Origin of the sequence: Brachybacterium sp. Z12, assembly GCF_014400405.1 — a bacterium.
GTDB lineage: Bacteria > Actinomycetota > Actinomycetes > Actinomycetales > Dermabacteraceae > Brachybacterium.
The window spans coordinates 886,515-907,511 of the sequence record NZ_CP060496.1 but is presented as its reverse complement, the minus strand read 5'-3'; the positions used below and the strand labels follow the sequence as shown (position 1 = coordinate 907,511).

Sequence of the window (20,997 nt, the reverse complement as noted above, 5' to 3'; positions counted from 1 at the left end):
GGGTCACGCGGGCGTCGTACTCGTCGCTCTGGCGCGCCTCGCCGGCGCCGGCCTGATCGGCGAGCGCCTGGGCGGTGTCGGCGTCGGCCTCGTCGCGATAGAAGACCACCGGCTCCTGCTGGGGTTGTCCGCGGTGGCGACGCTGACGTCCTCCCAGCCGTCACCCTCGAGGGTGTCCTGCCAGGTGCCTGCGAGGCCGTCGATGCCGCCGGCATTGACCACCAGGACCGGGGTGGAGAGGTCCGGCTCGGGCGCAGGCTCCTCCTCCGCCGCCTCGGTCTCCTCGGCAGCGGACTCCTCCTCGCTCTGCTCGGCCGCGCTGGTCGGGTCCTCAGCCCGGTCGTCGTCACCGTTGCCGCCCATGCCTCCGATGAAGAAGAGCAGCACGACGAGCAGCACAGCGGCGGCGCCGATGATGATGATGTACAGCAGGTTCTCCCGCCAGAACGGCAGTTCGGCGCGGTGGGCGCCGTGGAAGGACACGGCGTCCGCCTCATCGTCGAATCGGTCCGGGGGTACGGATACTGGGAATCAGCCACGGACCCATTAAACCTGTTCGACACGGGCGGGGGGCGGAGCACACGCCCTGGAGCGGCTCCGCTCAGGCGACCCGGTGGGATCCGTCGGCCTCTGCGGGGCCGTCCTCGGAGGTGCGACGCCCGCGCAGACGGTTGACCACGGAGGGGGCGGCTCGCAGCGCCGCGGGCTCATCGAGGAGCGCGTTCAGCCGCACGTAGTAGGCGACCTTCGACAGGCCGATCTCCTCGCGGATGGCCCTCTCCTTCGCCCCGACGTAGCGGAAGGTCCGGCCCTCGAGGGCGAGGATCCGGCGGTCCCGATCACTGAGCCCGCCCTGCGGACCCGGCAGTGACGCATCGGACACCGCGGTGGGAGTGTCGGCCGGCGTGGCCGGCCCCTCGGACGCTCCGTGCCGCTGGCTTTCCTCCCCGGCGCCGGGCTCGGCGCGGGGGCTGCGATGAACAGGATCGGAGGGCATGTCCCGAGGGTACGGTCCGAGACGCGGCCGCTCCGTCCGGCACGCCGCGCCCTCCGTCCAGTGGGAGCCGCGTCACCGGATCGGGCCGCGATGGAACACTGGGGGCATGCACTTGCCGATGACCGATCTCCTCGCCGCGGACTGGGCCGAGGCCCTCGCGCCGTCCGAGCCGCGCCTCCATGAGCTGGGATCCTTCCTGCGCTCAGAGGCGGAAGCCGGCCGCGGGTACCTTCCCGACGGGGAGCAGGTGCTGCGAGCCTTCACCCGCCCGCTGGCCGAGGTGCGGGTGCTGATCGTCGGCCAGGATCCGTACCCCACGCCGGGGCATCCGATCGGGCTGTCCTTCGCCGTCGAGCGGGATGTGCGGCCCCTACCCCGTTCGCTGACGAACATCTTCACCGAGCTCGAGAGCGATCTGGGCATCCCCGCCCCTCCCACGGCGATCTCACCTCGTGGCAGGACCAGGGGTGCTGCTGCTGAACCGGGTGCTCACCGTGACGCCGGGTGAGCCCGCGTCTCATCGTCGGCGCGGCTGGGAGGATTTCACCGAGCAGGCGCTGCGCTCGCTGGTGGCCCGCGGCGGCCCGTTGGTCGCGATCCTGTGGGGCCGCGACGCCCAGTTCTCTGATCCCCCTGCTCGGCGACGTCCCCCATATCGCGAGCCCCCACCCCAGCCCGCTGTCCGCCTCGCGCGGCTTCTTCGGGTCTCGGCCGTTCTCGCAGGCGAACGCACTGCTCGAGCAGCAGGGCGCGGCGCCGGTCGACTGGCGCATCCAGGACTGAGCAACAGCGAGATCGGTCACCGCGCGCCTCAGCCGAGCACCAGCATGAAGAGGTTGTACCCGCCGAGCATGAAGCCGACGATCAGGGCGAGGATCCCGATGATCTCCATCGGGATCCAGAACACCGAATGCGGCCCATGACGACCGATCACCCGCCGGCCATCCGCGATGACGCTGTCGATCATGGCCTCCGCCTCGGCACGGTCGCGCGGCTGGACGCTGTCGACCACCAGGGACCCCTGATCGGCTGCGGCTTCGAGGCGAGGGCGCTCGGCGAGCTCCCACTCGGTGGCCTTCGCCTTGGGCCGCACGATGTTGAGGTACCAGCCGTGCACGGCAGTCAGCGCACCGCCGATCATGACGCCGAATCCGGCGAGCGCACCGCCTGCGCCGTCCACCGCGATCGCCGACCCGAGCGCCCCTCCCAGCAGACCTGCGCACAGTGCGATGTACACGACCGCCAGGAATCCCCAGCCTCGCCAGATGATCACGGATGCTCCTCGTCTCGCGGGACGCCTTCCGGCGCCGCCTCAGTGGGGCCGTGACATCCGCCGCGGCTCAGACGGTGAGACTAACCGGGCCCATGGCTCCGCGACATGGGGAGAACTCCCCACCGAAGACCTCTCCGTCTCCGTGATCTGTGTCCGGTGAGCGGGCGCACCCGTGCCTGTGTCTCCTCCGGTGTGCCATTCTCGAGGGTCGACACGACGCCTGCGCACGATGCGGGGGCGGCGGGCGCACCCCACCAGCGGGCGGCCGACGACGCGTGACGAAGGGAGAATCCGGTGGCAGGAAGTCGTTCAGCGGCACAGGAGGCCGGTGATCCGAGCACCAGCCCGGAGCGCCTGCTCGAGCTCACGGAGAACCACCCTCAGCTGCAGAGGCTGATCGTCCTGAACCCGTCGTGCCCCGAGGTGGCGCGCCAGTGGATCCTCGCCACGAATCCGTGGGCGAAGAAGGCGTACGAGCAGAGCCGGGACGGTTCGGCGCCCGGGGAACCGACCGCGCTCCACTCCGCGGTGCCCGACGAAGCTGCGCCCGCCCCGAGCGGCGACACGTCTCCCACCACTTCCTCGCAGCCAGCGCCGGAGGATCCCGATGCCGTCTCCGCCTGGGGCGACTTCGTCGACGACGACGTCTGGGGCGGCACGGACGCCTCTGCCACGACGACTCCGGAGCCCCCGGCGTCCCCGACGCCCTCCGTGAGGATCGCGCAGGATGCGGGCGTGGTGCCGCTCGGCCCCGCCCCCGGAGCAGAGCCCTCGCCCGCAGCGGCGCCGACACCAGCCCCAGCCCCAGCCCCAGCCCCAGCCCCAGCAGCGAACGGCTATCCGGACTACGCCGTCCCGGCTGTCCCTGGCGCTGCTGCAGCTGTCGCCGGGTCTCACGCCTCCGCAGGAACACCGGCGCCGCAGGATCCCTCCGCATCTGCCGCGGCCGCGGCTCCCGCCGCCCTGCCCCCTCGGCACAGGACGAGGCATCCGGCCCCTCGCGGCGGATGTGGTTCGCGTGCGGTGGCTGCCTGCTGCTCGCCCTCGTGCTGGTGCTCGTGCTGGCCCTCGTGGGCCGCGCCTGGTTGTCCTCGGACGATGAGGACTATCAGCGAGACAGCTCGACCACGGAGCAGGAGGCTCCCACCGAGGAGCCCTCCGAGGAGGCCAGCGAGGAGACTCCGACCGAGGACCCGGTCTCCCCCGCCCCCGACGGCGCTCACGAAATGACAGAGCTGCGCTCCCCCACCGGGAACATCACCTGCCTGCTGGACGAGGAGACCGTCTCGTGCTCGCTCGTGGACCGGGACTTCGGCGATGCTGGTCTCGAGGACTGCGAGGAGGACGGGCCCTTCTCCCTTCAGGTCGCCGACAGCGAAGCCTCCACCGCCTGCGGCTCGTCCTTCCTCAGCGACTCAGCGCAGACGCTCGAGTACGACGAGAGCGCCGTCTACGGAGACATGGCCTGCACGAGCCGTTTCGACGGCATGACCTGCTGGAACACCATGACCGGCAAGGGATTCATGGCTAACAAGGTCACCTACGAGACGTTCTGACCCGCGGGGCGACCCTCGGGGGCCCGGTGGCCGAGCAGATCGAGGCGTAACGCCTGATCAGAGAGCTGGAGACGGGAATCGAACCCGCAACCACCTGTTTACAAGACAGGTGCGCTACCGTTGCGCCACTCCAGCGGAGGACCGGCCGACGAATCGGCCGGTCCGAAGCAGTGTAGAGGGAATCAGCGCCCTCCAGGCTTCAGGGTCTCAGCCCTCACCTCCGTCGGAGGGCGCGGCCCCTCCGCCGTCGGACGGGGCCGGGCCGCCGCCTGCGGCCAGCACCGCTTCGCGCAGAGCGCCCGGCGTGGACCATTCCTCGTAGGTGGTGCCGTCGATCTCGACGTACGGGGTGCCGCCGCCGGTCTCCTCGCCGTGAGGCTCTGCGACCTGGCGCACCCACGGCTGGTAGGTCTTGGCGTCGATGTCGGCCTGCACCTGCTCGGAGGCACCTACCTCTTCGGCGAAGGCCCACAGCTGCTCGTTGCTCAGACCCTCCGTGCCCTGAGCAGGCTGGTTGGCGAACACCAGCTTCTGGAACGCCAGGGCGTTGGCGGGGTCATCCGCGTAGACGGAGACCAGCGCGTTGGCGGCACGGGAGGAGAAGTCACCTGAGGTGGACTGCGGATCCATGAAGCGGCGCGGCACCACGCGCACGCTCGCCTCCTCGTTCTCGACCATCGTGGCGAGGTCCTCGGAGTTGATCTCCTCGAAGCCGCCGCAGTGGGGGCACATGAAGTCGAGGTGGACCTCCACCACCGGTGCACCGGAGTCCTCCGGGGCGCCGAGCGCGAGATATAGATAGGGCTGCTCGGCACTCATCCCCTCAGGGGTCGCCACCGGTCCCGCCGGCTGCATCGAGCGATAGATCAGCAGTCCCACCCCCGCCGCGAGCACGAGTGCGACCACGGTGATCGCAGCGATCACGACCGTGCGCACGGTGCGCTGGCGCTTGAGCTCCGCCTGGCGTTGCTTGCGCAGCGTCTCCCGCTGCGCTTCGCGGCGCTCCTGCGCTGACTTGGACGAACCGGACGCGGCCATGGATTCTCCTCGCCCCGCTCCGGGGCTGCGGTGGGTGATGGATCGTGGAGAGTTTAACGGTCCCGACCTGGACGGCGCGGGCACGGATGGGGCACCTCACGTGATGGTCCCCTCCGGGCGGGGATCAACGCCGCCAGAGGGCGATGTCATCCAGTCGAGGTCCGCTCGGGAAGGGGAAGTAGTCGACCATCCCTTCCCGCGCGAGCAGGGTGAAGATCACCGCGCCCAGCAGCAGCAGGAGCAGTCCGAGCACCACCCCGCCCCAGAGCATGTCCGGCGCGGCGGCGTCCAGCATCCGGTGCGCCCCGTTGCGGGTGGTGCGGCTGCCGAGCCCCACCCAGGTGATCAGCAGGGTGATCGCCATCGCGGTGCCGAAGGCCACGGCGTCGGGTGGGGCGGAGCCCTGCAGCAGGGTCCAGCCGGCATCGACGGCGATCCCCACCAGCAACCCCAGGATCAGCGGGAACAGGGCTTGGAGCACGATCTCGAGCAGCCCCAGCAGGAAGCGGAAGGGGCTGGCGAGGCCGGCCCTCCAGTGCGGTCCGGAGCCGGTGGCCCCGCGCATCCGCTGCGCCGCCACCGCGTGGTGGGACCTCTCCCAGGTGCGGGCGAGCGCGCCCAGGCCGAGCAGCATCGCCAGCGCGACGTAAGGCGCGATCGCGGCGAGGGACACGATCAGCAGGTGTCCGATCCACACCAGCAGCGGGCGGCGCGGAGGCGGCTGGGGCCATGGGCTGTGGGGCGCCATCGGGCCCCCGGCGGTAGCCGGATACCCCGGGGCAGCTGCTGGACCGGCTGCGCCTGCACGGGCGGCTGCGCGAACGGGGCGGTCTGCTGCGGTGCGTACTGCTGCGGTGCGTGCTGCTGCCACGGCGCATGCTGCGGCGGAGACAGCTGCTGGGGTGCGCTCGCAGGCGGGGGCATCACGGGCAGCGCCCTGGTGGGCGGGCCGGAGATCGGCAGCGCCTCGGTGACCGGTTCCGCCGGGGTCGTGATCCGCGGCAGCGCCTCGGTGGGCTGCTCCTCGGCGCCGGGAATGGTCGGGAGCATCTCGGTGCGCTGCTCGTCGGCGTCCACCGATGCGGGCTCGACGGCGTTGTCGGCGGTGGGCTCGCCGTCGGCACCCGCGGCCCCGACCGTCGGCAGCACGGCGGTGCTGCCGACGACGCCGAGCAGCTCCGTCTCGCCGGGATCGTCGTACGACGCGAGGTCGAGCTCCACGAGACGTGCGATGAGGTCCTCGGGGGCCGGGCGCTTCGCGGGATCGGATTGCAGGGCGGTGCGCAGCCAGGCCGCGAGCTCGGTGGGGAGCCCCTCGACGTCGATCTCGCCGCGCTCGGCCCGCAAGAACACCAGGTCGGCTCGGCCGCTGCCGAAGGGCTCGCGCCCGGTCGCGGCGAAGGACAGCAGCGCCGCCCACGCCCACCAGTCCCCCGCCTCGCCGGTGTGGTCAGTGCGGATCACCTCGGGATCGAGGTAGGCGGCCGTGCCCATCACCAGGCCGGTGGAGGTCAGGCGTGATTCCTCGGCCGCGATCGCGATGCCGAAGTCGATGACCACCGGGTCCAGCCGGTCCCCGTCGGGATCGAAGCCCGTCAGATCGTCCTCGTCGGCGCCGCGCAGCATCACGTTGCTGGGCTTGAGGTCTCGGTGGATCACCCCGGAGGCGTGGATGGCGTGGAGGGTCTCCCCATCACCAGGCCGATCTCCCGCACCGCCTCGGGGTGCAGCCCGCCGTGGGAGCGCACCGCGTCCTCGAGCGTGGCCCGGGGATGAACTCGGTGACCACGAAGGCGTCCGAGGAGTCGAGCTCCGCGTCGAGGATCCGCACGATGTTGTCGTTGCGCACCAGCTTCTGCGCGGCGACCTCACGAGCCAGGCGTTCGCGAGCCCGTGGATCGTCCGCGATCTCGTGGCGGAGCAGCTTGATGGCCACATCGTTCCCGTCGGCGTCGTGCGCGCGGTAGACGATCCCCATCCCCCGGCACCGATCCGCCCGACGATCTCGTAACCGGATTCCTCGGCGAGCGCGGTCAGCCGTGGGTCGCGGGCTTCGCGGCGGGAGGTGCGGGACTGGGCCATGCTCGCCATGCTACGAGGCCCGTGCGGCGCAGCATGCTCGATTCACCGCTCCCCCACAGCCTCCGCACCCCGAAGACACCCTCGACACGGGGTCCGGAGGCCATGACGCCGGTTCCGCCGTGAGACGATCGGGCCGCGGCGCGGTGGGCGTCGCAGTGCAGGGCGGAGGCCGCCCGGCATCCGTGAGCGAGGGAAGGGCCCAAGCGCCATGCGTTCGAACCTGTTCGATGCCTCCAATCAGGAGCGCCAGACCAACGACCGATGGGCGCTGCAGTCCAACAAGATGCTGCGTTGCGCCCTGAACCCGCAGTCGCCGGAGATCATCTCCGCCGCCGGCGCGATGGTCGCCTACCAGGGACAGATGGACTTCTCGTACCAGGGATCCGGTGGCGGCATGAAGCTGCTGAAGAAGATGGCCACCGGCGAGGGCGGGAACATGATGCGCACCCGCGGCGACGGCGAGATCTTCTACGCCCGCCAGAACAACGAGATCTTCCTGATCCAGCTCGAAGGCGAGGCCCTCACGCTGAACACCAAGAACATGCTCGCCTTCGACAGCTCGATCCAGTGGGATATCAAGTCGCTCGGCGGTGCGGGCTTCATGGCCGGCGGGCTGTTCAACCTGTTCCTGCAGGGCCAGGGCATGGTCGCCGTCACCTCCGACGGTCCGCCGATGCTGCTGGACTGCTCCCAGCAGCCCACCTTCGTGGATCCCCAGGCCGCGGTGTGCTGGTCGGCGAACCTCCAGCCGCAGATCAAGAACGACTTCAAGATGGGCTCGCTGATCGGCCGCGGCTCCGGCGAGTCCTTCCAGCTCGGCTTCCACGGGCCGGGCTTCGTGGTGGTGCAGCCCTCCGAGGGCGTCCCGGTGGTCAGCGCTTCCTGATCGCCTCTGCGCGTCGTGGTGTCTACGATGACCCGGTGATCTCCTCACCTCCGCAGGCCCTGGTCGATGAGCTCGATGCTCTCGGCCCCACAGGGCGACGGCGCGCGGCGACGTCGGCGGCGATGATGTTCGCCGGCGACGTCTCCGCCGCCGTGCCCGTGATCGACCCCGTCCCGCTGGTCCTGGACGCAGATGCCTGGTCGGAGCTCTCCTCAGGCCTGATCCAGCGGATGCGGCTGCTCGATGCGCTGTACGCGGACCTCTACGGCCCCCGCACGGTGCTGGGAACCGACGTCGCCCCGGTCGCGCAGCTGCTGCAGGACCCGGCCTACCTGCGCTCCGCCGTGGGCATCCCCGCCCGCGGGAACCATCACCTGTTCGCTCTGACCAGCACGGTGACCCGCACGGCCGACGGCTCATGGGTGGTGCTCGAGGACTCGGTGGATGTGCCCGACGGCGCCGGCACCACCCTCGAGCTGCGCCGGGTGCTCTCCCGCTGCGCACCCACGCTCTACCGCTCCACGCCGCTGCGGCGCTCCACCCGTTCTTCGACGCCCTCCGCACCTCCCTGCACCAGCGGACTCGCGCCGAGGGCCGTGCCGGCCGCACGGTCGTGCTCACCGCGGACTCCGACGATCCGCTGCGCGGCTTCGACCACAGCTGGATGGCGAACCTGCTGGGCGCACCGATCGTCTCCGTGGGCGATCTCCGCACCGGCTCCGGCACCCTCACCCTGCGCCTGCCCGGCCTGGACTCGGACCCCGGCGACGCGGTGGACGCGATGCTGCGCCTGGTCCCCTCCCAGCTTCTGGACCCGCTGGATCTCGGGCCCACCCCGCTCGGCGGGGTGACCGGCCTGGTCGAGGCCGCACGCTGCGGGGACGTGGAGATCTTCAACCCCCTCGGCGCCGGTCTGCTGGAGAACCCGGACCTGCGGTCCGCCCTGCCGGATCTGTGCCGACAGATGCTCCACGAGGATCTCCAGCTGAGGCCCGCCGAGCCGGGCGCCGAGCCCGGGAGCTGGCTCAGCCTGGACCCGGACGGCGGCGACAGCCTGGTCGAACGACCGGTGCGGATCACGCTGCTGGTGATGGGCACGGAGGACGGCTACGAGGTGCTGCCCGGCGGGATCGCGACCACCGCCGACGACGGTCCCGAGGCGCTCAAGGACGTCTGGGTCAGCGTCCCCGAGACCGCCGCCGTCCCCGACCAGGAGCAGTCCGCCGCGAGCACCCCGGAGGTGCGGCCGGCCGCCGCGGCCCGCGGGGTGCTGACCGCGTACCCGGCGATGACCCGGTCGATCGGCTCGGACCTGTTCTGGTTCGGCCGCTACCTGGAGCGGGTGGATTCCACGGCCCGTCTGCTGCGCACCGTGGTGGACACCGTCAACGATCTGGAGGCGGAGCGCAGCCCCGCCGCACACACCGCACAGACGGTGCTGCTCGAGGCGGTCACCGAGATCACCACCACCTATCCCGGGTTCCATGAGCTGGACCTCCGCGATCGCGGAGCGGTGCAGGCGGAGCTCGAGAGCCTGCTGAGCGATCTGGGTCGGCCCGGGTCCCTCGCCCAGTCCTACACCGCCCTCGCCCACACCACCCGCACCCTGCGGGACCTGATCTCGGCTGACGTGTGGCCGGTGATCGCCGGCATGAGGCAGGGCGTCCGCGCCCTGAGCGGCCAGGGCGGCCAGCCCCTCGAGCAGGGGCTGACGGATATCGTCGACGGCTGCCTGACGCTGTCCGGCGCGATCGCCGACTCGATGCCGCGGAACCTGGGCTGGGATCTCACCGAGGGGCCGCAAGATCGAGCGGGCGATGAGCCTGCTGGCGCTGCTGCGGGCGACCCTGGGCCGGCGCCGCACCCGCGCCGCCGAATCGCGGATCGCCGGAGCGGTCGCTCTGATCACCGAGTCCGGGGCGTCGTACCGACGGTCCTACCATGCGGCGGTGCAGCCGGAGCTGCTGATGGAGCTGCTGCTGAACGACACCACGCTGCCACGTTCCATCGCCTTCCAGCTCGACAGGCTGAGCGCAGCGCTGGATCGCTTGCCCGAGGTCGCGCCTTCGCCGGAGCTCCGTGCACCGCTGACCGCGCTCCGCTCCCGCATCGGCTCCTGGGCACCGCAGGAGCTGCTGCGCCCTGCCGAGGGCGCCGAAGCGGGCGGCGGCGCACCGACTGCGCTGCTGGACGAGGTCGATGCCGCGATCGATCTGCTGCGGGAGCTCGCGACCGCGCTCGAGAATCGCTTCTTCCACCCGTCCGAATCCACCTCACGATGGGGGTCGACGATGTCTGAGCACGCTCAGAGCACCGCCCGCCCGCGCCCGCTGCTCCCACTGCGCGAGGGAGGCGCGGCCGCCTCCGAGCCGGTGCACTACCGGGTCCACCACCTGACCTCGTACCGATACGCCAAGCCCGTCTCGCGCAACTACGGCCGCGCCCACGTCGAACCGCGGGCCACCCCCACCAGCGCGTGCTGTCCCATGAGGTGATCGTGGACCCAGCCCCAGCACGGTTGACCGCCCACACCGACTTCTACGGCAACTCCTCCACATACCTGCTGGTCGACACACTGCATGAACAGCTGGACGTGCATTCCCATGCACGGGTTACAGTCGCCGAGCGCCGCTACCCGATCGAACCGATGTCGCGGCCCTGGGAACAGTGCACCCCGAGCACTGGGGTTCGCTGATCCCGGACTCCGGCCTCGACTTCGTCCACCCCTCACCCCGGATCCCCGCGGAAACAGCAGCTCAGGAGATCTCCGCCGAGGTGTTCCGGCCCGGGCGCGCGATCGGCGAGTGCCTGGCCGATCTCACCGCCCTGATCCACACCGACTTCACCTACGACTCCCGCGCCACCACCGTCACCTCCACCCTGGAGGAGGTGCTCTCGGCCCGTCACGGGGTCTGTCAGGACTTCTCGCATGTCGGGGTCGCGGCGGTGCGCGCCGCCGGCCTCGCAGCCCGCTACGTCTCCGGGTACCTGCGCACGGCCCCGTCGGCCGGTGGAGCGCTGGGCACCGCACCGGTCGGGGAGATGGTGGGCTCCGCCGCATCCCACGCCTGGCTCAGCGTGCTGGTCCCCGGCACGGGATGGGTGGACATCGACCCCACCAACCGCACCTTCGTGGACCAGCGTTTCGTGACCACCGCATGGGGCCGGGACTACGCGGACGTGCCTCCGCTGAAGGGGATCGTGGTGGGCCCTCCCGGTGCCAGCAGCACCCTGTCGGTCTCCGTCGGCGTGGTGCCCGAGCCGCTCGGGAACGGGAGCCCCGAATGAGCCCCGTGATCCCCGAACCGGACGAGCTGACCCGCGAGCTCGAAGACGCGATGCACGCGAAGGCGACCGCGCCATGGGACCGGATGATCCTGCAGACCCTCGGCGGAGGCGCCTTCATCGCGCTGGGCTTCGTCTTCATGGTCACCACGCAGCAGGGCATGGACGAGTGGCCGATCGGCCTCGCCCAGCTCATCGGCGGCACCGTCTTCTCCGTGGGCCTGGGGCTGGTCGTGATCAGCGGCTCCGATCTGTTCACCGGCACCACCATGACCCTGGTGCCGCGCCTGTCCGGGCGGATCTCCACCGGCAGGATGGTGGGCCACTGGGGCATCTCGGCCGCCGGCAACCTGATCGGCGCCGTGCTCATCGCGCTGCTGCTCCTGTTCGCCGGAACCCATGCCGCCAACGATTCGGCCTGGGGGCTGATCGTCCTGGACATCACCCAGGCGAAGCTCGGTCACGACTGGCACCAGGCCTTCTTCCTGGGCATCCTCGCCAACCTCGCCGTCTGCCTGGCCGTATGGATCGCCACCGCCGGCAGGAGCGTCACGGACAAGGTCCTCGGCGTGATCGGACCGATCGCACTGTTCGTGGCCACCGGCTTCGAGCACTCCGTGGCCAACATGTTCATGCTGCCGATGGGGCTGCTGATCAAGAACTTCGCCGGAGACCCCTTCTGGCAGGGCGAGGCGATGAAGGCCGCCGGCGCCACCGCAGCGGACTACTCCTCGATCACCCTCGGAGCGACGCTCTGGGACAACCTGGTCCCGGTGGTGCTCGGAAATATCGTCGGCGGGGCCGTGCTGGTGGGCGCGTACTTCTGGGCGATCCACCGCCGCGGGGATTCCGACCCGGCGCCGAGCTGACACCATCGCCCGACCATCGCAGAACCTTCACGGTTCCTCGACGTCAGGCCGCTCACAGTGGCCCCGGTCAGAGCGAATTTCGCGTATACAGTGGTGCGGAAATCAGTGCAGAGCGAAGTGGGGCGCAGGATGCCGCGCCCGCTCCGGACCGCATCCGACCCGGCGCCGCCGCGCCACGAGACCGAGGTGAGATGTCCTTCTCCCAGCAGCCCTTCCGTCTGGCCGTGATCGGCTCCGGCCCCGCCGGCGTCTACGCCGCCGAGACCCTGCTGCGCTCCGCGCCGGTGAAAAGCGGTGAGCTCCAGGTCGCGATCGACCTGTTCGACCGCCTCCCCGCCCCCTTCGGGCTGATCCGTTACGGAGTCGCCCCGGACCACCCGCGCATCAAGGGCATCATCACCGCACTGCACCGGATCCTCGGCCGCGGCGACATCCGCTTCCTCGGCGACGTCGAGTTCGGCACCGACCTCACGCTCGAGGATCTGCGCGCCCACTACGACGCGGTCATCTTCGCCACCGGCGCCCTGAAGGACGCCGACCTCGACCTCCCCGGCATCGAGCTCGAAGGCTCCTACGGCGCCGCCGATTTCGTCGCCTGGTACGACGGCAACCCGGACTACCCCCGCACCTGGGAGCTGGACGCCGAATCCGTCGCCGTCGTCGGCAACGGCAACGTCGCGCTCGATGTGGCACGGGTGCTCTCCAAGACCGCCGACGAGCTGCTGCGCACCGAGATCCCCGGCAACGTGTACGAGGGCCTGCAGGCCGCGAAGACCACCGATGTGCACATCTTCGGTCGTCGAGGCCCCGCCCAGACCAAGTTCTCCCCGCTCGAGGCGCGCGAGCTCGCCCACCCCAAGGGCCTCCAGGTCGTCATGGAAGCCCGCGATCTGGAGCAGATCACGGACGCCGAGTGGGAGACGATAAAGGCGGACAAGCGCACCGACCAGGTCGTCCAGACCTTCGTGGGCTGGCTCGAGGAGCAGCAGCGCCGCGAGGCCGCCGGCGAGGCGCCGACGGACCGCGAGGGCCGCCCGGTCCAGCGCCGCCTGCACATGCACTTCTGGCATCGCCCCGTCGAGGTCCTCGGCGAGGGTGGCGACGGAGGACGAGTCACTGGCATGCGCTTCGAGCGCACCCGGCTCGACGCCGAGGGCAACCTCGAGGGCACCGGCGAGTTCGTGGACTACGAGCTCGGTGCGGTCTACCGGGCCGTCGGCTACCACGGCTCCGAGCTGCCCGGCATCCCGTACGACGCGAAGCGCGGCGTGATCCACAACGCCGCCGGCCGGGTCTCTGCCGCGGACGGCACCGTGCTCCCCGGCCTCTACGCCAACGGCTGGATCAAGCGCGGGCCGGTGGGGCTGATCGGCGCGACGAAGTCCGACGCGATCGAGACCATCACCGCCCTGCTCGAGGACCTCGAGGCCGGTGCCGTCGCCGCCGCTCCCGAGCGGGACGGCGACGCGATCGTGCGCCTGCTCGAGGACCGGGGCGTGGAGTACACGACCTGGGACGGCTGGATGGCGCTGGACGAGCACGAGAAGTCCCTCGGCGCCGCCGCGGTGGACGCCGACGGCGAGCCCCGCGCCCGCATCAAGGTGGTCGAGCGCGAGGAGATGGTGCGCGTCTCCCGACGACGGTGCACCAGCCCTCGCACGCCTGAGCCGCGCACGCGCAGCAGACACCCCGCCGCAGGGCCGGGGTCGGACCGGAGCACCGGTCCCGGCCCCCGGCCCTGCCGCATGTCGGCGCCGTGGCGGCCGCTGCTGTGAGACCCGGAACAGCGCCGCCCGCGCGCGAGGCAGGGAGGTTCCCCGTCGCTATAGTGAAATGACTGTTCCAAAAAGAGAGGTGCTCTCATGCTCACCGTCACCTATGACCGTTTCGGCGACCCCGCTGACGTCCTGCGCACCGCCGAGGTCGACTCCCCGTCCCGGCGCCCGGCGAGGCGCTGCTGCGGATGGTGCTCAGCCCGGTCCACCACCACGACCTGTGGACGATCCGCGGGAGCTACGGTGTGCGCCCCGAGCTCCCCTCGGGGGCGGGCAGCGAGGCCGTCGCCGTGGTCGAGGCGCTCGGCGAGGGCGTCGAGGGCCTCGCCCTCGGCGACCGGGTCGCGGCCAGCGCCGTCACCGGCGCCTGGGCGGAGCTGTTCACCGCGCCGGCCGCCTCGCTGATCCCGCTGCCGGAGCAGCTGCCCGATGAGGCCGCGGCCCAGCTCGTCGCCATGCCCTTCAGCGCCGTCTCCCTGCTCGAGCACCTCGGTCTCGAGCGCGGCGAGGTGCTCGTGCAGAACGCCGCGACCGGGGCGGTGGGCCGGCTCGTGGCCCAGTTCGCGAGGTCGCGCGGGATCCGCGTGATCAGCCTGGTGCGGCGCGGCAGCGGCGTCGAGGAGCTCGCCGCGCAGGGCATCGGCGACGTGGTCGCGACCGACCAGGAGGGCTGGCAGGAGCAGGCCCGCGCCCTGATCGGCGACGCCCGCGTGCCGGCGGGACTGGACTCCGTGGGCGGCGAGGCCGCCGGTCAGGTGCTCTCGCTGATCGAGGACGGCGGCCGCCTCGTCGTCTTCGGCGCGATGGGCGGGTCGACCATGGCCCTCCCCTCCGGACCGATCATCTTCCGCGACCTGCACGTCGAGGGCTTCTGGGGCGCGCGCGTCTCACGGGAGATGTCCCCCGAGGTGCGGCGGCGCCTGATCGGGGAGATCCTTTCCGGCCTGCTCTCGGGCGAGGTCACGCTCCCGGTCGCGGACGTCCTCGGGCTCGACGAGGTCACCGGCGCCGTGGCGGCCACTCTGACCGACGGCCGCCGGGGCAAGGTGCTGCTGCGCGCGTGAGCGCGGCCCGGTCCGCGGACCCGGGAACGAGAGCGGGCCCGGGAGGAGCGATCCTCCCGGGGCCCGTCGGCGCTCTGGCGCCGCGAGGCTCAGTCGTCGGAGACGGAGACCGTCACGGGGATGTTCCCGCGGGTGGCGTTCGAGTACGGGCACACCTGGTGTGCGGCGTCGGCGAGGGACTGGGCGGTCTCGTGATCGAGCTCGGGGACGACCACCTCGAGCTCGACGGCGAGGGAGAAGCCTCCGGACTCGGCGGGGTCGATGCTCACGCGGGCGCCGACGCTCGACCCCTCGACGGGGATCTTCCGCCGGCGGGCGACGAGCTGGAGGGCGGAGTGGAAGCAGGCGGCGTAGCCGGCGGCGAAGAGCTGCTCGGGATTCGCGCCTTTCCCGCTGCCGCCCATGGCGGTCGGGACGGCCAGGTCGAGGGCGATGTCGGAGCCCGAGACCGCGACGTGTCCGTCGCGGCCGGCGCCGGTGGCGAGGGCCTCGGTGCTGTACAGATGGGTCATGGGGTGTCCTCCGTCGTGAGATGCGAGAGCGCGGCGTCGAGGGAGGCGAGTGCCGCCCCTCGATCCACGCGGGTCATGACCAGCGCGCTGACCAGCAGCGCGACGCAGGTCTCGGCGAGCCGCTCGTGCTCGTCGGCGGCGCCAGTCGGGAAGCGGGCCGCGGCACCGCGCAGGAAGGCGGCGCCCAGCTCGGCGCGATAGGCGCGCACCGCCTCGGCGATCCCGTCGTCCCGGGCGAGGCCGGAGCAGGCAGTGTTCACCAGCAGGCACCCGTCGGGCAGGGTGCGGCCGGACGGGTCCGCGAACAGCTCGCGGGCCGCACGGAAGTAGCCCTCGAGGGCGTCGGCGGCGACCGCGGGGTCCTGCAGCGAACCTAGCCCCGGGCGCACGACGCGCTCGAGATAGTCCTCGACCGCGGCGTCGAACAGTCCGCGCTTGGAGCCGAAGGCGTGGTAGAGGCTGGAGGCGTTCAGTCCGGTGGCGCGCTGCAGGCTCGCCATGGACGCGCCCTCGTAGCCCTCGCGCCAGAACACGTCGCGAGCGGAGCGCACGGCGTCCTCCCGCACGTATGCCGTCTGCCGTCCCATGGCTCCTCCTGCTCGATGCACGCCTTCGCCCGGCTGTCCACGCGGGGTCGGACCCACTATAGTGGAATGATCATTCCAAAGACCTCGGAGGTCGCAATGCTCACCCTCGGTTCAATCCTGGCCCTCGCCGCAGCGGCGCTCCACGTGGTCATCTTCCGCCTGGAGTCGCTCACCTGGGGCGGGCCGCAGGCGCAGAAGGTGTTCGGCGAACAGAGCGCCGAGGAGGTCGCCGCGACCCGCGAGCTCGCCTTCAACCAGGGCTTCTACAACCTATTTCTGGCCGTGCTGGCGGCACTCGGCGCGATCCTCGCCCTCGCGGGCGCGGTCACGGTGGGCGCGACGCTGCTGCTGGCCGGGACCGGGTCGATGCTCGCCGCCGCGACCGTGCTGCGGCTGAGCTCCCCCGCCCACCGCGGGGCCGCGGTGAAGCAGGGCACGCTGCCGCTGCTCGCGGTGCTCGCGACGGCGGGGGCCTGCTCCTCTGAGCTCCGCTCAGCGCCGGATCGAGGCGAGGTGGTCGGCGATGCGGTCCACCGCGTCGGCGATCACGTCGACCGAGGGCAGGGTCACCAGGCGGAAGTGGTCCGGGGTGTCGAGGTTGAAGCCCGTCCCCTGCGTGACCAGCAGCTTCTTGGAGCGCAGCAGGTCATAGGCGAACTGCTCGTCGTTCTCGATCGCGTACATCTCGCGGTCCAGGCGGGGAACATGTACAGCGCCCCAGAGGCCTTCACGACGCTCACGCCGTCGATGGCGCTGAGCCCCTCGTAGGCGACGTCGCGCTGCTCGCGCAGCCGCCCGCCCGGCAGCAGCAGCTCGTTCACGCTCTGGTAGCCCCCGAGCGCGGTGGCGACCACGTGCTGGGCGGGCACGTTGGGGCACAGCCGCATGTTCGAGAGCACGTCGAGCCCTTCGATGAAGCTCGCGGCGTGCTCCTTCGGGCCGTACAGCGCCATCCAGCCGGCGCGGAAGCCGGCCACCCGGTACGCCTTGGACAGGCCGTTGAAGGTGATGGTGAGCAGATCGGGGGCGAGTCCCGCGATGTGGGTGTGCACGGCGTCGTCGTAGAGGATCTTGTCGTAGATCTCGTCGGCCAGGATCATCAGCCCGTGCTTCCGCGCGACCTCGACGATCTCGCGCAGCACGTGCTCGGGATAGACCGCGCCGGTGGGGTTGTTGGGGTTGATGACCACGATCGCCTTGGTGCGTTCGGTGACCTTGTCGGCGATGTCGCTGACGTCGGGCCACCACTGCTGCTCCTCGTCGCAGCGGTAGTGGACGGCGCGCCCTCCGGCGAGCGCCACCGAGGCGGTCCACAGCGGGTAGTCGGGGCTCGGCACGAGCACCTCGTCGCCGTCGTCCACGAGCGCCTGGCAGGTCATCTGGATGAGCTCGGAGACCCCGTTGCCGAGGTAGATGTCGTCCAGCTCCATGCCGGGCATGCCCTTGGTCTGGTAGTACTGCGCGACGGCGCGGCGGGCCGAGACGATGCCCTTGGAGTCCGAGTAGCCCTGCGCGGTGGGCAGGGTCCGGATCATGTCCACCAGGATCTCGTCGGGCGCCTCGAAGCCGAAGGGGGCGGGGTTGCCGATGTTGAGCTTGAGGATCTTGTGGCCCTCTGCCTCCATGCGCGCGGCCTCTGCGGGGACCGGCCCGCGGATCTCGTAGCACACGTCGCGCAGCTTGGAGGACTGGGTGAAGATCATTCGGGGCTCCTGGCCTGGTCGGGTTGGGGGCCAGCGTAGCGCTCCGCACCGGATCCTCTTCGCCCGGGGTGCTTGACGAGACACGGTTTAATTTCATAGTGTAAATAACGTCGTGGCACCGACGCCGCGCCCCGCACCCCGTTTCCGCCCTGGAGGTCGCCGATGTCGCCGCAGCAGAGCCCCGCCCCGCACTCCGTCCTCGCGCCCCGGCCGGGTGCGACGCACCGGATCCATCTGCGCGCCGCCGGCGTCTCGGTGGTCGTGGACGTCACCGACGGCCGCTCCCCGCGATCACCCACTGGGGCACGGCGCTGGGCCCCCTCGGCGGCCAGGGGCTGGACGCGGTGTGCGAGGCGGCGGTCGATCCGGTGGTCCAGAACGCGGTGGACGTCCCCGTGCGCCTGGCGATCCTCCCGCAGGCGGCCGACGGCTGGCTGGGCCGCCCGGGCCTGAGCGGATCCCGCGAGGATGGCTCCGGCTGGTCACCCCGCCTGGTCACCGAGGCCATCACGCTGGATGGCCAGCCCCTGACCGGCCCGCACACCGAGTCCGGCCCGGGCCTGCTGCGCTTCGCGCTGGTCGATGCCGAGATCGGGCTCGAGGTCTCCCTCGAGCTGGAGCTGCTCCCCACGGGACTGCTGCGCCAGCGCGCCGCACTCACCAACACCGGCACCACCCCCTACCTGCTCGAGGACCTGACCCCCACCGTCCCCGTCCCCGCCCACGCGGATGAGCTGCTGGACTTCGCGGGCCGCTGGACCAAGGAGCGCACCCCGCAGCGCCGCGAGTTCACCGTCGGCACGCACCTGCGCGAGAACCGCCGCGGCCGCACCGGCGCGGACTCCGCGCACGTGCTGCACGCCGGCCCGGCCGGCTTCGGCTTCCGCCGCGGCGAGGTGTGGGGCGTGCACACCGCCTTCTCCGGCAACCATCGCCACGTCGCCGAGCAGGTCAGCACCGGCCGACGGGTGCTCGGCGGCGGCGAGCTGCTGCTTCCCGGCGAGCTCCGCCTGGCCGCCGGCGAGCGCTACACGGGCCCGTGGCTGTTCGCCTCCTACGGCGAGGGCCTGGACGAGGTGGCCTCCCGCTTCCACCGCCACCTGCGTGCGCGCCCGCACCACGTCAGCACCGACCGTCCCGTCACGCTCAACGTGTGGGAGGCGGTGTACTTCGATCACGACCTGGCGCGCCTGAAGGATCTCGCGGACCGTGCGGCCGCCCTCGGCGTGGAGCGCTTCGTGCTCGACGACGGCTGGTTCGGCTCCCGACGGGACGACACCTCCGGGCTCGGCGACTGGGTGGTCTCGACAGAGGTGTGGCCGGAGGGTCTGGCACCGCTGGTCGATCACGTGCGCGGCCTGGGGATGGAGTTCGGGCTCTGGTTCGAGCCGGAGATGGTCAACGAGGACTCCGAGACGGCCCGCGCCCACCCCGAGTGGCTCATGGCACCGAGCCCCGAGCGGCTCCCGCTGCGCTCGCGCAGCCAGCAGGTGCTGAACCTGACCATCCCCGAGGCCTATGCGCAGGTGCGCGACCAGATGCTCGCGGTGCTCGGCAGCACCGAGATCGGCTACATCAAGTGGGACCACAATCGTGACCTGCTGGAATCCGCCACCCGTGCCACCGGCCGCGCGGCCGTGCATGAGCAGACCGCGGCGACCTACCGCCTGATGGACGAGCTGAAGGCGGCGCACCCCGGGCTCGAGATCGAGTCCTGCTCCTCGGGCGGGGCGCGCGTGGATCTGGGCGTGCTCGAGCACACCGACCGGGTCTGGGTCTCGGACTGCATCGACCCGCTGGACCGCCAGCAGATGAACCGCTGGACCGCGCAGCTGATCCCGCTCGAGCTGATGGGCAGCCACATCGCCTCCGGCCGCTCGCACACCACGGGCCGCCTGCACACCCTCGGCTTCCGGGCGCTGTCCGCGCTGTTCGGGCACCTGGGCATCGAATGGGATCTGGCCCGTGCCACGGAGGCGGAGCTCGCCGAGCTGCGCGAGTGGATCGCCCTGTACAAGGAGCAGCGGGAGCTGCTGTTCACCGGTGACCTGGTGCGCGCCGACCGCGGGGACAGCGTGCTGTGGCTGCACGGCGTGGTCTCCCCGCAGCGCGAGCGCGCCCTGTTCACCCTCGCCGCCGTCGGCCGGTCCGATCAGTCCCAGCACGACCGGCTGCGATTCCCGGGCCTGGATCCCGCGGCCCGCTACCGCGTGCGCCCGCTGCTGCTCGGCGAGGGGCCGACGGGCCTGTCGCTGCCGCCGTGGTGGCGCCGCGCCGCGGAGCAGGACGGCCTGGTGGTCCCGGGCTCCGTACTCGAGCGCTCGGGCCTGGCCGCCCCGCTGATCAACCCCGAGCAGGGGCTGCTGCTCTCCCTCGTGCGCGAGGACGAAGGCACCCCCGCCGCGCACCGCTGACGTTCCACCCATCCCATCCCGACAGGAAAGAAGGAAGTCATGACCACCGCGACGACGTCGACGCGGTCGGCCCCACCACGCCGCAGGAAGAAGGACGACACGAAGCTGGCGCTGCTGTTCATCGCGCCCGCCACCGTCGGCCTCCTGGCATTCCTCGTGTGGCCGCTGCTGACCGGCATCTACTACTCCTTCACGGAGTACACGACCCTCACCCCACCGCAGTGGGTCGGCTTCGAGAACTATCAGGCGATGTTCGCCGATCCCGTGTTCTGGAACTCGCTGAAAGTGACCGTGCTGTACGTGCTGATCAACATCGGCGTGCAGACGGTCGTGGCGCTCGTGATCGCGGTGCTGATGCAGCGCCTGACCCAGTCCACGCTGCTGCGCTCGCTGGTGCTGGCCCCCTACCTCGTCTCGAACGTGGTCGCCGCGATCGTGTTCCTGTGGATCCTGGACACTCAGCTGGGCATCTTCAACATCTTCCTGCAGTGGATCGGCTTCGACCCGATCGCCTTCTGGGCCAGCGAGACCTGGGTGATCCCGACCGTCGCGCTGGTGAACGTGTGGCGCCACATGGGCTACACCGCGCTGCTGCTCTTCGCCGGCCTGCAGGCGATCCCCGGGCACCTCTATGAGGCGGCCCGTACCGAGGGCGCCGGGGAGATCACGCTGTTCCGCCGGATCACGCTGCCGCTGCTGCGGCCGATCCTGGCGCTGGTGCTGATCATGACGATCATCGGCAGCTTCCAGGTGTTCGACACCATCTCGGTGACCACCCAGGGCGGTCCGGCTGACGCCTCGCGCGTGCTGCAGATGTACATCTACCAGAACGCCTTCGCGGAGTATCAGTTCGGCTACGCCTCGGCTCTGTCCGTGGCACTGCTGGTGATCCTGATGGTGGTCACCTTCACCCAATACTGGCTCACCAACGCCGGCAAGTCGGACCTGGACTGAGA

17 protein-coding genes, 1 tRNA gene and 7 pseudogenes are annotated in these 20,997 nt (G+C 71.2%); 14 read left to right on the top strand and 11 right to left on the bottom strand.

Annotated features, from left to right (window positions below; genetic code table 11):
• Window positions 1-3: 3 nt before the first annotated feature.
• Together H3H54_RS04890 and H3H54_RS04885 are read right to left on the bottom strand one after the other, a co-directional pair.
• Window positions 4-483: a LytR C-terminal domain-containing protein gene (locus H3H54_RS04890; RefSeq protein WP_262425744.1), complete on the bottom strand. Its 480-nt coding sequence runs from the start codon at window positions 481-483 to the stop codon at window positions 4-6.
• A gap of 118 nt (window positions 484-601) precedes the next feature.
• Window positions 602-883, bottom strand: coding sequence for a DUF3263 domain-containing protein (locus H3H54_RS04885; RefSeq protein ID WP_262425743.1), 282 nt, complete (start codon window positions 881-883; stop codon window positions 602-604).
• A 220-nt stretch (window positions 884-1,103) separates the two neighbouring features.
• On the opposite strand from H3H54_RS04885, the pseudogene H3H54_RS04880 reads away from it, so the two are divergent.
• Window positions 1,104-1,780: pseudogene (locus H3H54_RS04880) on the top strand (uracil-DNA glycosylase).
• Between the two features lie 28 nt (window positions 1,781-1,808).
• Here H3H54_RS04880 and H3H54_RS04875 read toward each other — a convergent pair.
• On the bottom strand, window positions 1,809-2,270 hold the full coding sequence (locus H3H54_RS04875; RefSeq protein ID WP_262425742.1) for a hypothetical protein: 462 nt from the start codon (window positions 2,268-2,270) through the stop codon (window positions 1,809-1,811).
• A gap of 1,007 nt (window positions 2,271-3,277) precedes the next feature.
• On the opposite strand from H3H54_RS04875, the gene H3H54_RS04870 reads away from it, so the two are divergent.
• Window positions 3,278-3,826: a hypothetical protein gene (locus H3H54_RS04870; RefSeq protein ID WP_262425741.1), complete on the top strand. Its 549-nt coding sequence runs from the start codon at window positions 3,278-3,280 to the stop codon at window positions 3,824-3,826.
• Between the two features lie 63 nt (window positions 3,827-3,889).
• Here the strand turns inward: H3H54_RS04870 and H3H54_RS04865 are convergent.
• The 5 genes from H3H54_RS04865 to H3H54_RS04845 all read right to left on the bottom strand — a co-directional run bounded on the left by H3H54_RS04865 (window position 3,890) and on the right by H3H54_RS04845 (window position 6,842).
• Window positions 3,890-3,961: transfer RNA gene (locus tag H3H54_RS04865), tRNA-Thr, on the bottom strand.
• 72 nt (window positions 3,962-4,033) lie between these two features.
• Complete coding sequence (locus H3H54_RS04860; protein ID WP_262425740.1) at window positions 4,034-4,864, bottom strand: DsbA family protein; 831 nt, start codon at window positions 4,862-4,864, stop codon at window positions 4,034-4,036.
• Window positions 4,865-4,988: 124 nt separating this feature from the next.
• Entirely contained in the window at window positions 4,989-5,561 is a 573-nt protein-coding gene (locus H3H54_RS04855) for a hypothetical protein (RefSeq protein ID WP_262425739.1), read from the bottom strand.
• Window positions 5,540-6,523 carry a protein kinase domain-containing protein gene (locus H3H54_RS04850; RefSeq protein ID WP_262425738.1) on the bottom strand — a complete coding sequence of 328 codons (984 nt, stop codon included), beginning with the start codon at window positions 6,521-6,523 and terminating at the stop codon, window positions 5,540-5,542. Before H3H54_RS04850 ends, H3H54_RS04855 begins: the two co-directional genes overlap by 22 nt.
• 34 nt (window positions 6,524-6,557) lie before the next feature.
• A complete protein-coding gene (locus H3H54_RS04845; protein ID WP_262425737.1) occupies window positions 6,558-6,842 on the bottom strand; it encodes a hypothetical protein in 285 nt (94 codons plus the stop codon).
• 312 nt (window positions 6,843-7,154) lie between these two features.
• On the opposite strand from H3H54_RS04845, the gene H3H54_RS04840 reads away from it, so the two are divergent.
• The 9 genes and pseudogenes from H3H54_RS04840 to H3H54_RS04795 all read left to right on the top strand — a co-directional run bounded on the left by H3H54_RS04840 (window position 7,155) and on the right by H3H54_RS04795 (window position 14,825).
• Window positions 7,155-7,832 carry an AIM24 family protein gene (locus H3H54_RS04840; RefSeq protein WP_262425736.1) on the top strand — a complete coding sequence of 226 codons (678 nt, stop codon included), beginning with the start codon at window positions 7,155-7,157 and terminating at the stop codon, window positions 7,830-7,832.
• Between the two features lie 122 nt (window positions 7,833-7,954).
• Window positions 7,955-9,564, top strand: a pseudogene (locus tag H3H54_RS04830) (circularly permuted type 2 ATP-grasp protein); the annotation flags it as partial.
• A gap of 85 nt (window positions 9,565-9,649) precedes the next feature.
• Window positions 9,650-10,027 (top strand): annotated as a pseudogene (locus H3H54_RS04825) (alpha-E domain-containing protein); the annotation flags it as partial.
• Between the two features lie 96 nt (window positions 10,028-10,123).
• A complete protein-coding gene (locus tag H3H54_RS04820; RefSeq protein ID WP_262426404.1) occupies window positions 10,124-10,327 on the top strand; it encodes a transglutaminase N-terminal domain-containing protein in 204 nt (67 codons plus the stop codon).
• A complete protein-coding gene (locus H3H54_RS04815) occupies window positions 10,309-10,527 on the top strand; it encodes a transglutaminase N-terminal domain-containing protein (protein WP_262425735.1) in 219 nt (72 codons plus the stop codon). The genes H3H54_RS04820 and H3H54_RS04815 overlap by 19 nt, the downstream gene beginning before the upstream one ends.
• Window positions 10,500-11,120 carry a transglutaminase family protein gene (locus tag H3H54_RS04810; protein WP_262425734.1) on the top strand — a complete coding sequence of 207 codons (621 nt, stop codon included), beginning with the start codon at window positions 10,500-10,502 and terminating at the stop codon, window positions 11,118-11,120. Before H3H54_RS04815 ends, H3H54_RS04810 begins: the two co-directional genes overlap by 28 nt.
• Window positions 11,117-11,986 (top strand): formate transporter FocA, encoded by an 870-nt coding sequence (locus H3H54_RS04805; protein ID WP_262425733.1) that lies wholly within the window; start codon window positions 11,117-11,119, stop codon window positions 11,984-11,986. The genes H3H54_RS04810 and H3H54_RS04805 overlap by 4 nt, the downstream gene beginning before the upstream one ends.
• Before the next feature lie 191 nt (window positions 11,987-12,177).
• On the top strand, window positions 12,178-13,761 hold the full coding sequence (locus H3H54_RS04800; RefSeq protein WP_262425732.1) for an FAD-dependent oxidoreductase: 1,584 nt from the start codon (window positions 12,178-12,180) through the stop codon (window positions 13,759-13,761).
• Between the two features lie 87 nt (window positions 13,762-13,848).
• Window positions 13,849-14,825, top strand: a pseudogene (locus H3H54_RS04795) (zinc-binding dehydrogenase).
• 89 nt (window positions 14,826-14,914) lie between these two features.
• Here the strand turns inward: H3H54_RS04795 and H3H54_RS04790 are convergent.
• Window positions 14,915-15,337: an organic hydroperoxide resistance protein gene (locus H3H54_RS04790; RefSeq protein WP_262425731.1), complete on the bottom strand. Its 423-nt coding sequence runs from the start codon at window positions 15,335-15,337 to the stop codon at window positions 14,915-14,917.
• Window positions 15,334-15,924, bottom strand: a complete 591-nt coding sequence (locus H3H54_RS04785) for a TetR/AcrR family transcriptional regulator (RefSeq protein WP_262425730.1) — start codon at window positions 15,922-15,924, stop codon at window positions 15,334-15,336. The genes H3H54_RS04790 and H3H54_RS04785 overlap by 4 nt, the downstream gene beginning before the upstream one ends.
• 15 nt (window positions 15,925-15,939) lie before the next feature.
• On the opposite strand from H3H54_RS04785, the pseudogene H3H54_RS04780 reads away from it, so the two are divergent.
• Window positions 15,940-16,377 (top strand): annotated as a pseudogene (locus H3H54_RS04780) (DUF1304 domain-containing protein); the annotation flags it as partial.
• A 39-nt stretch (window positions 16,378-16,416) separates the two neighbouring features.
• On the opposite strand, the pseudogene H3H54_RS04775 reads toward H3H54_RS04780, so the two are convergent.
• Window positions 16,417-17,627 (bottom strand): annotated as a pseudogene (locus H3H54_RS04775) (pyridoxal phosphate-dependent aminotransferase).
• A gap of 162 nt (window positions 17,628-17,789) precedes the next feature.
• Here H3H54_RS04775 and H3H54_RS04770 point away from each other — a divergent pair.
• Window positions 17,790-20,041, top strand: a pseudogene (locus H3H54_RS04770) (alpha-galactosidase).
• Between the two features lie 39 nt (window positions 20,042-20,080).
• On the top strand, window positions 20,081-20,995 hold the full coding sequence (locus H3H54_RS04765) for a carbohydrate ABC transporter permease (protein WP_262425729.1): 915 nt from the start codon (window positions 20,081-20,083) through the stop codon (window positions 20,993-20,995).
• The last annotated feature ends 2 nt before the right edge of the window (window positions 20,996-20,997 follow it).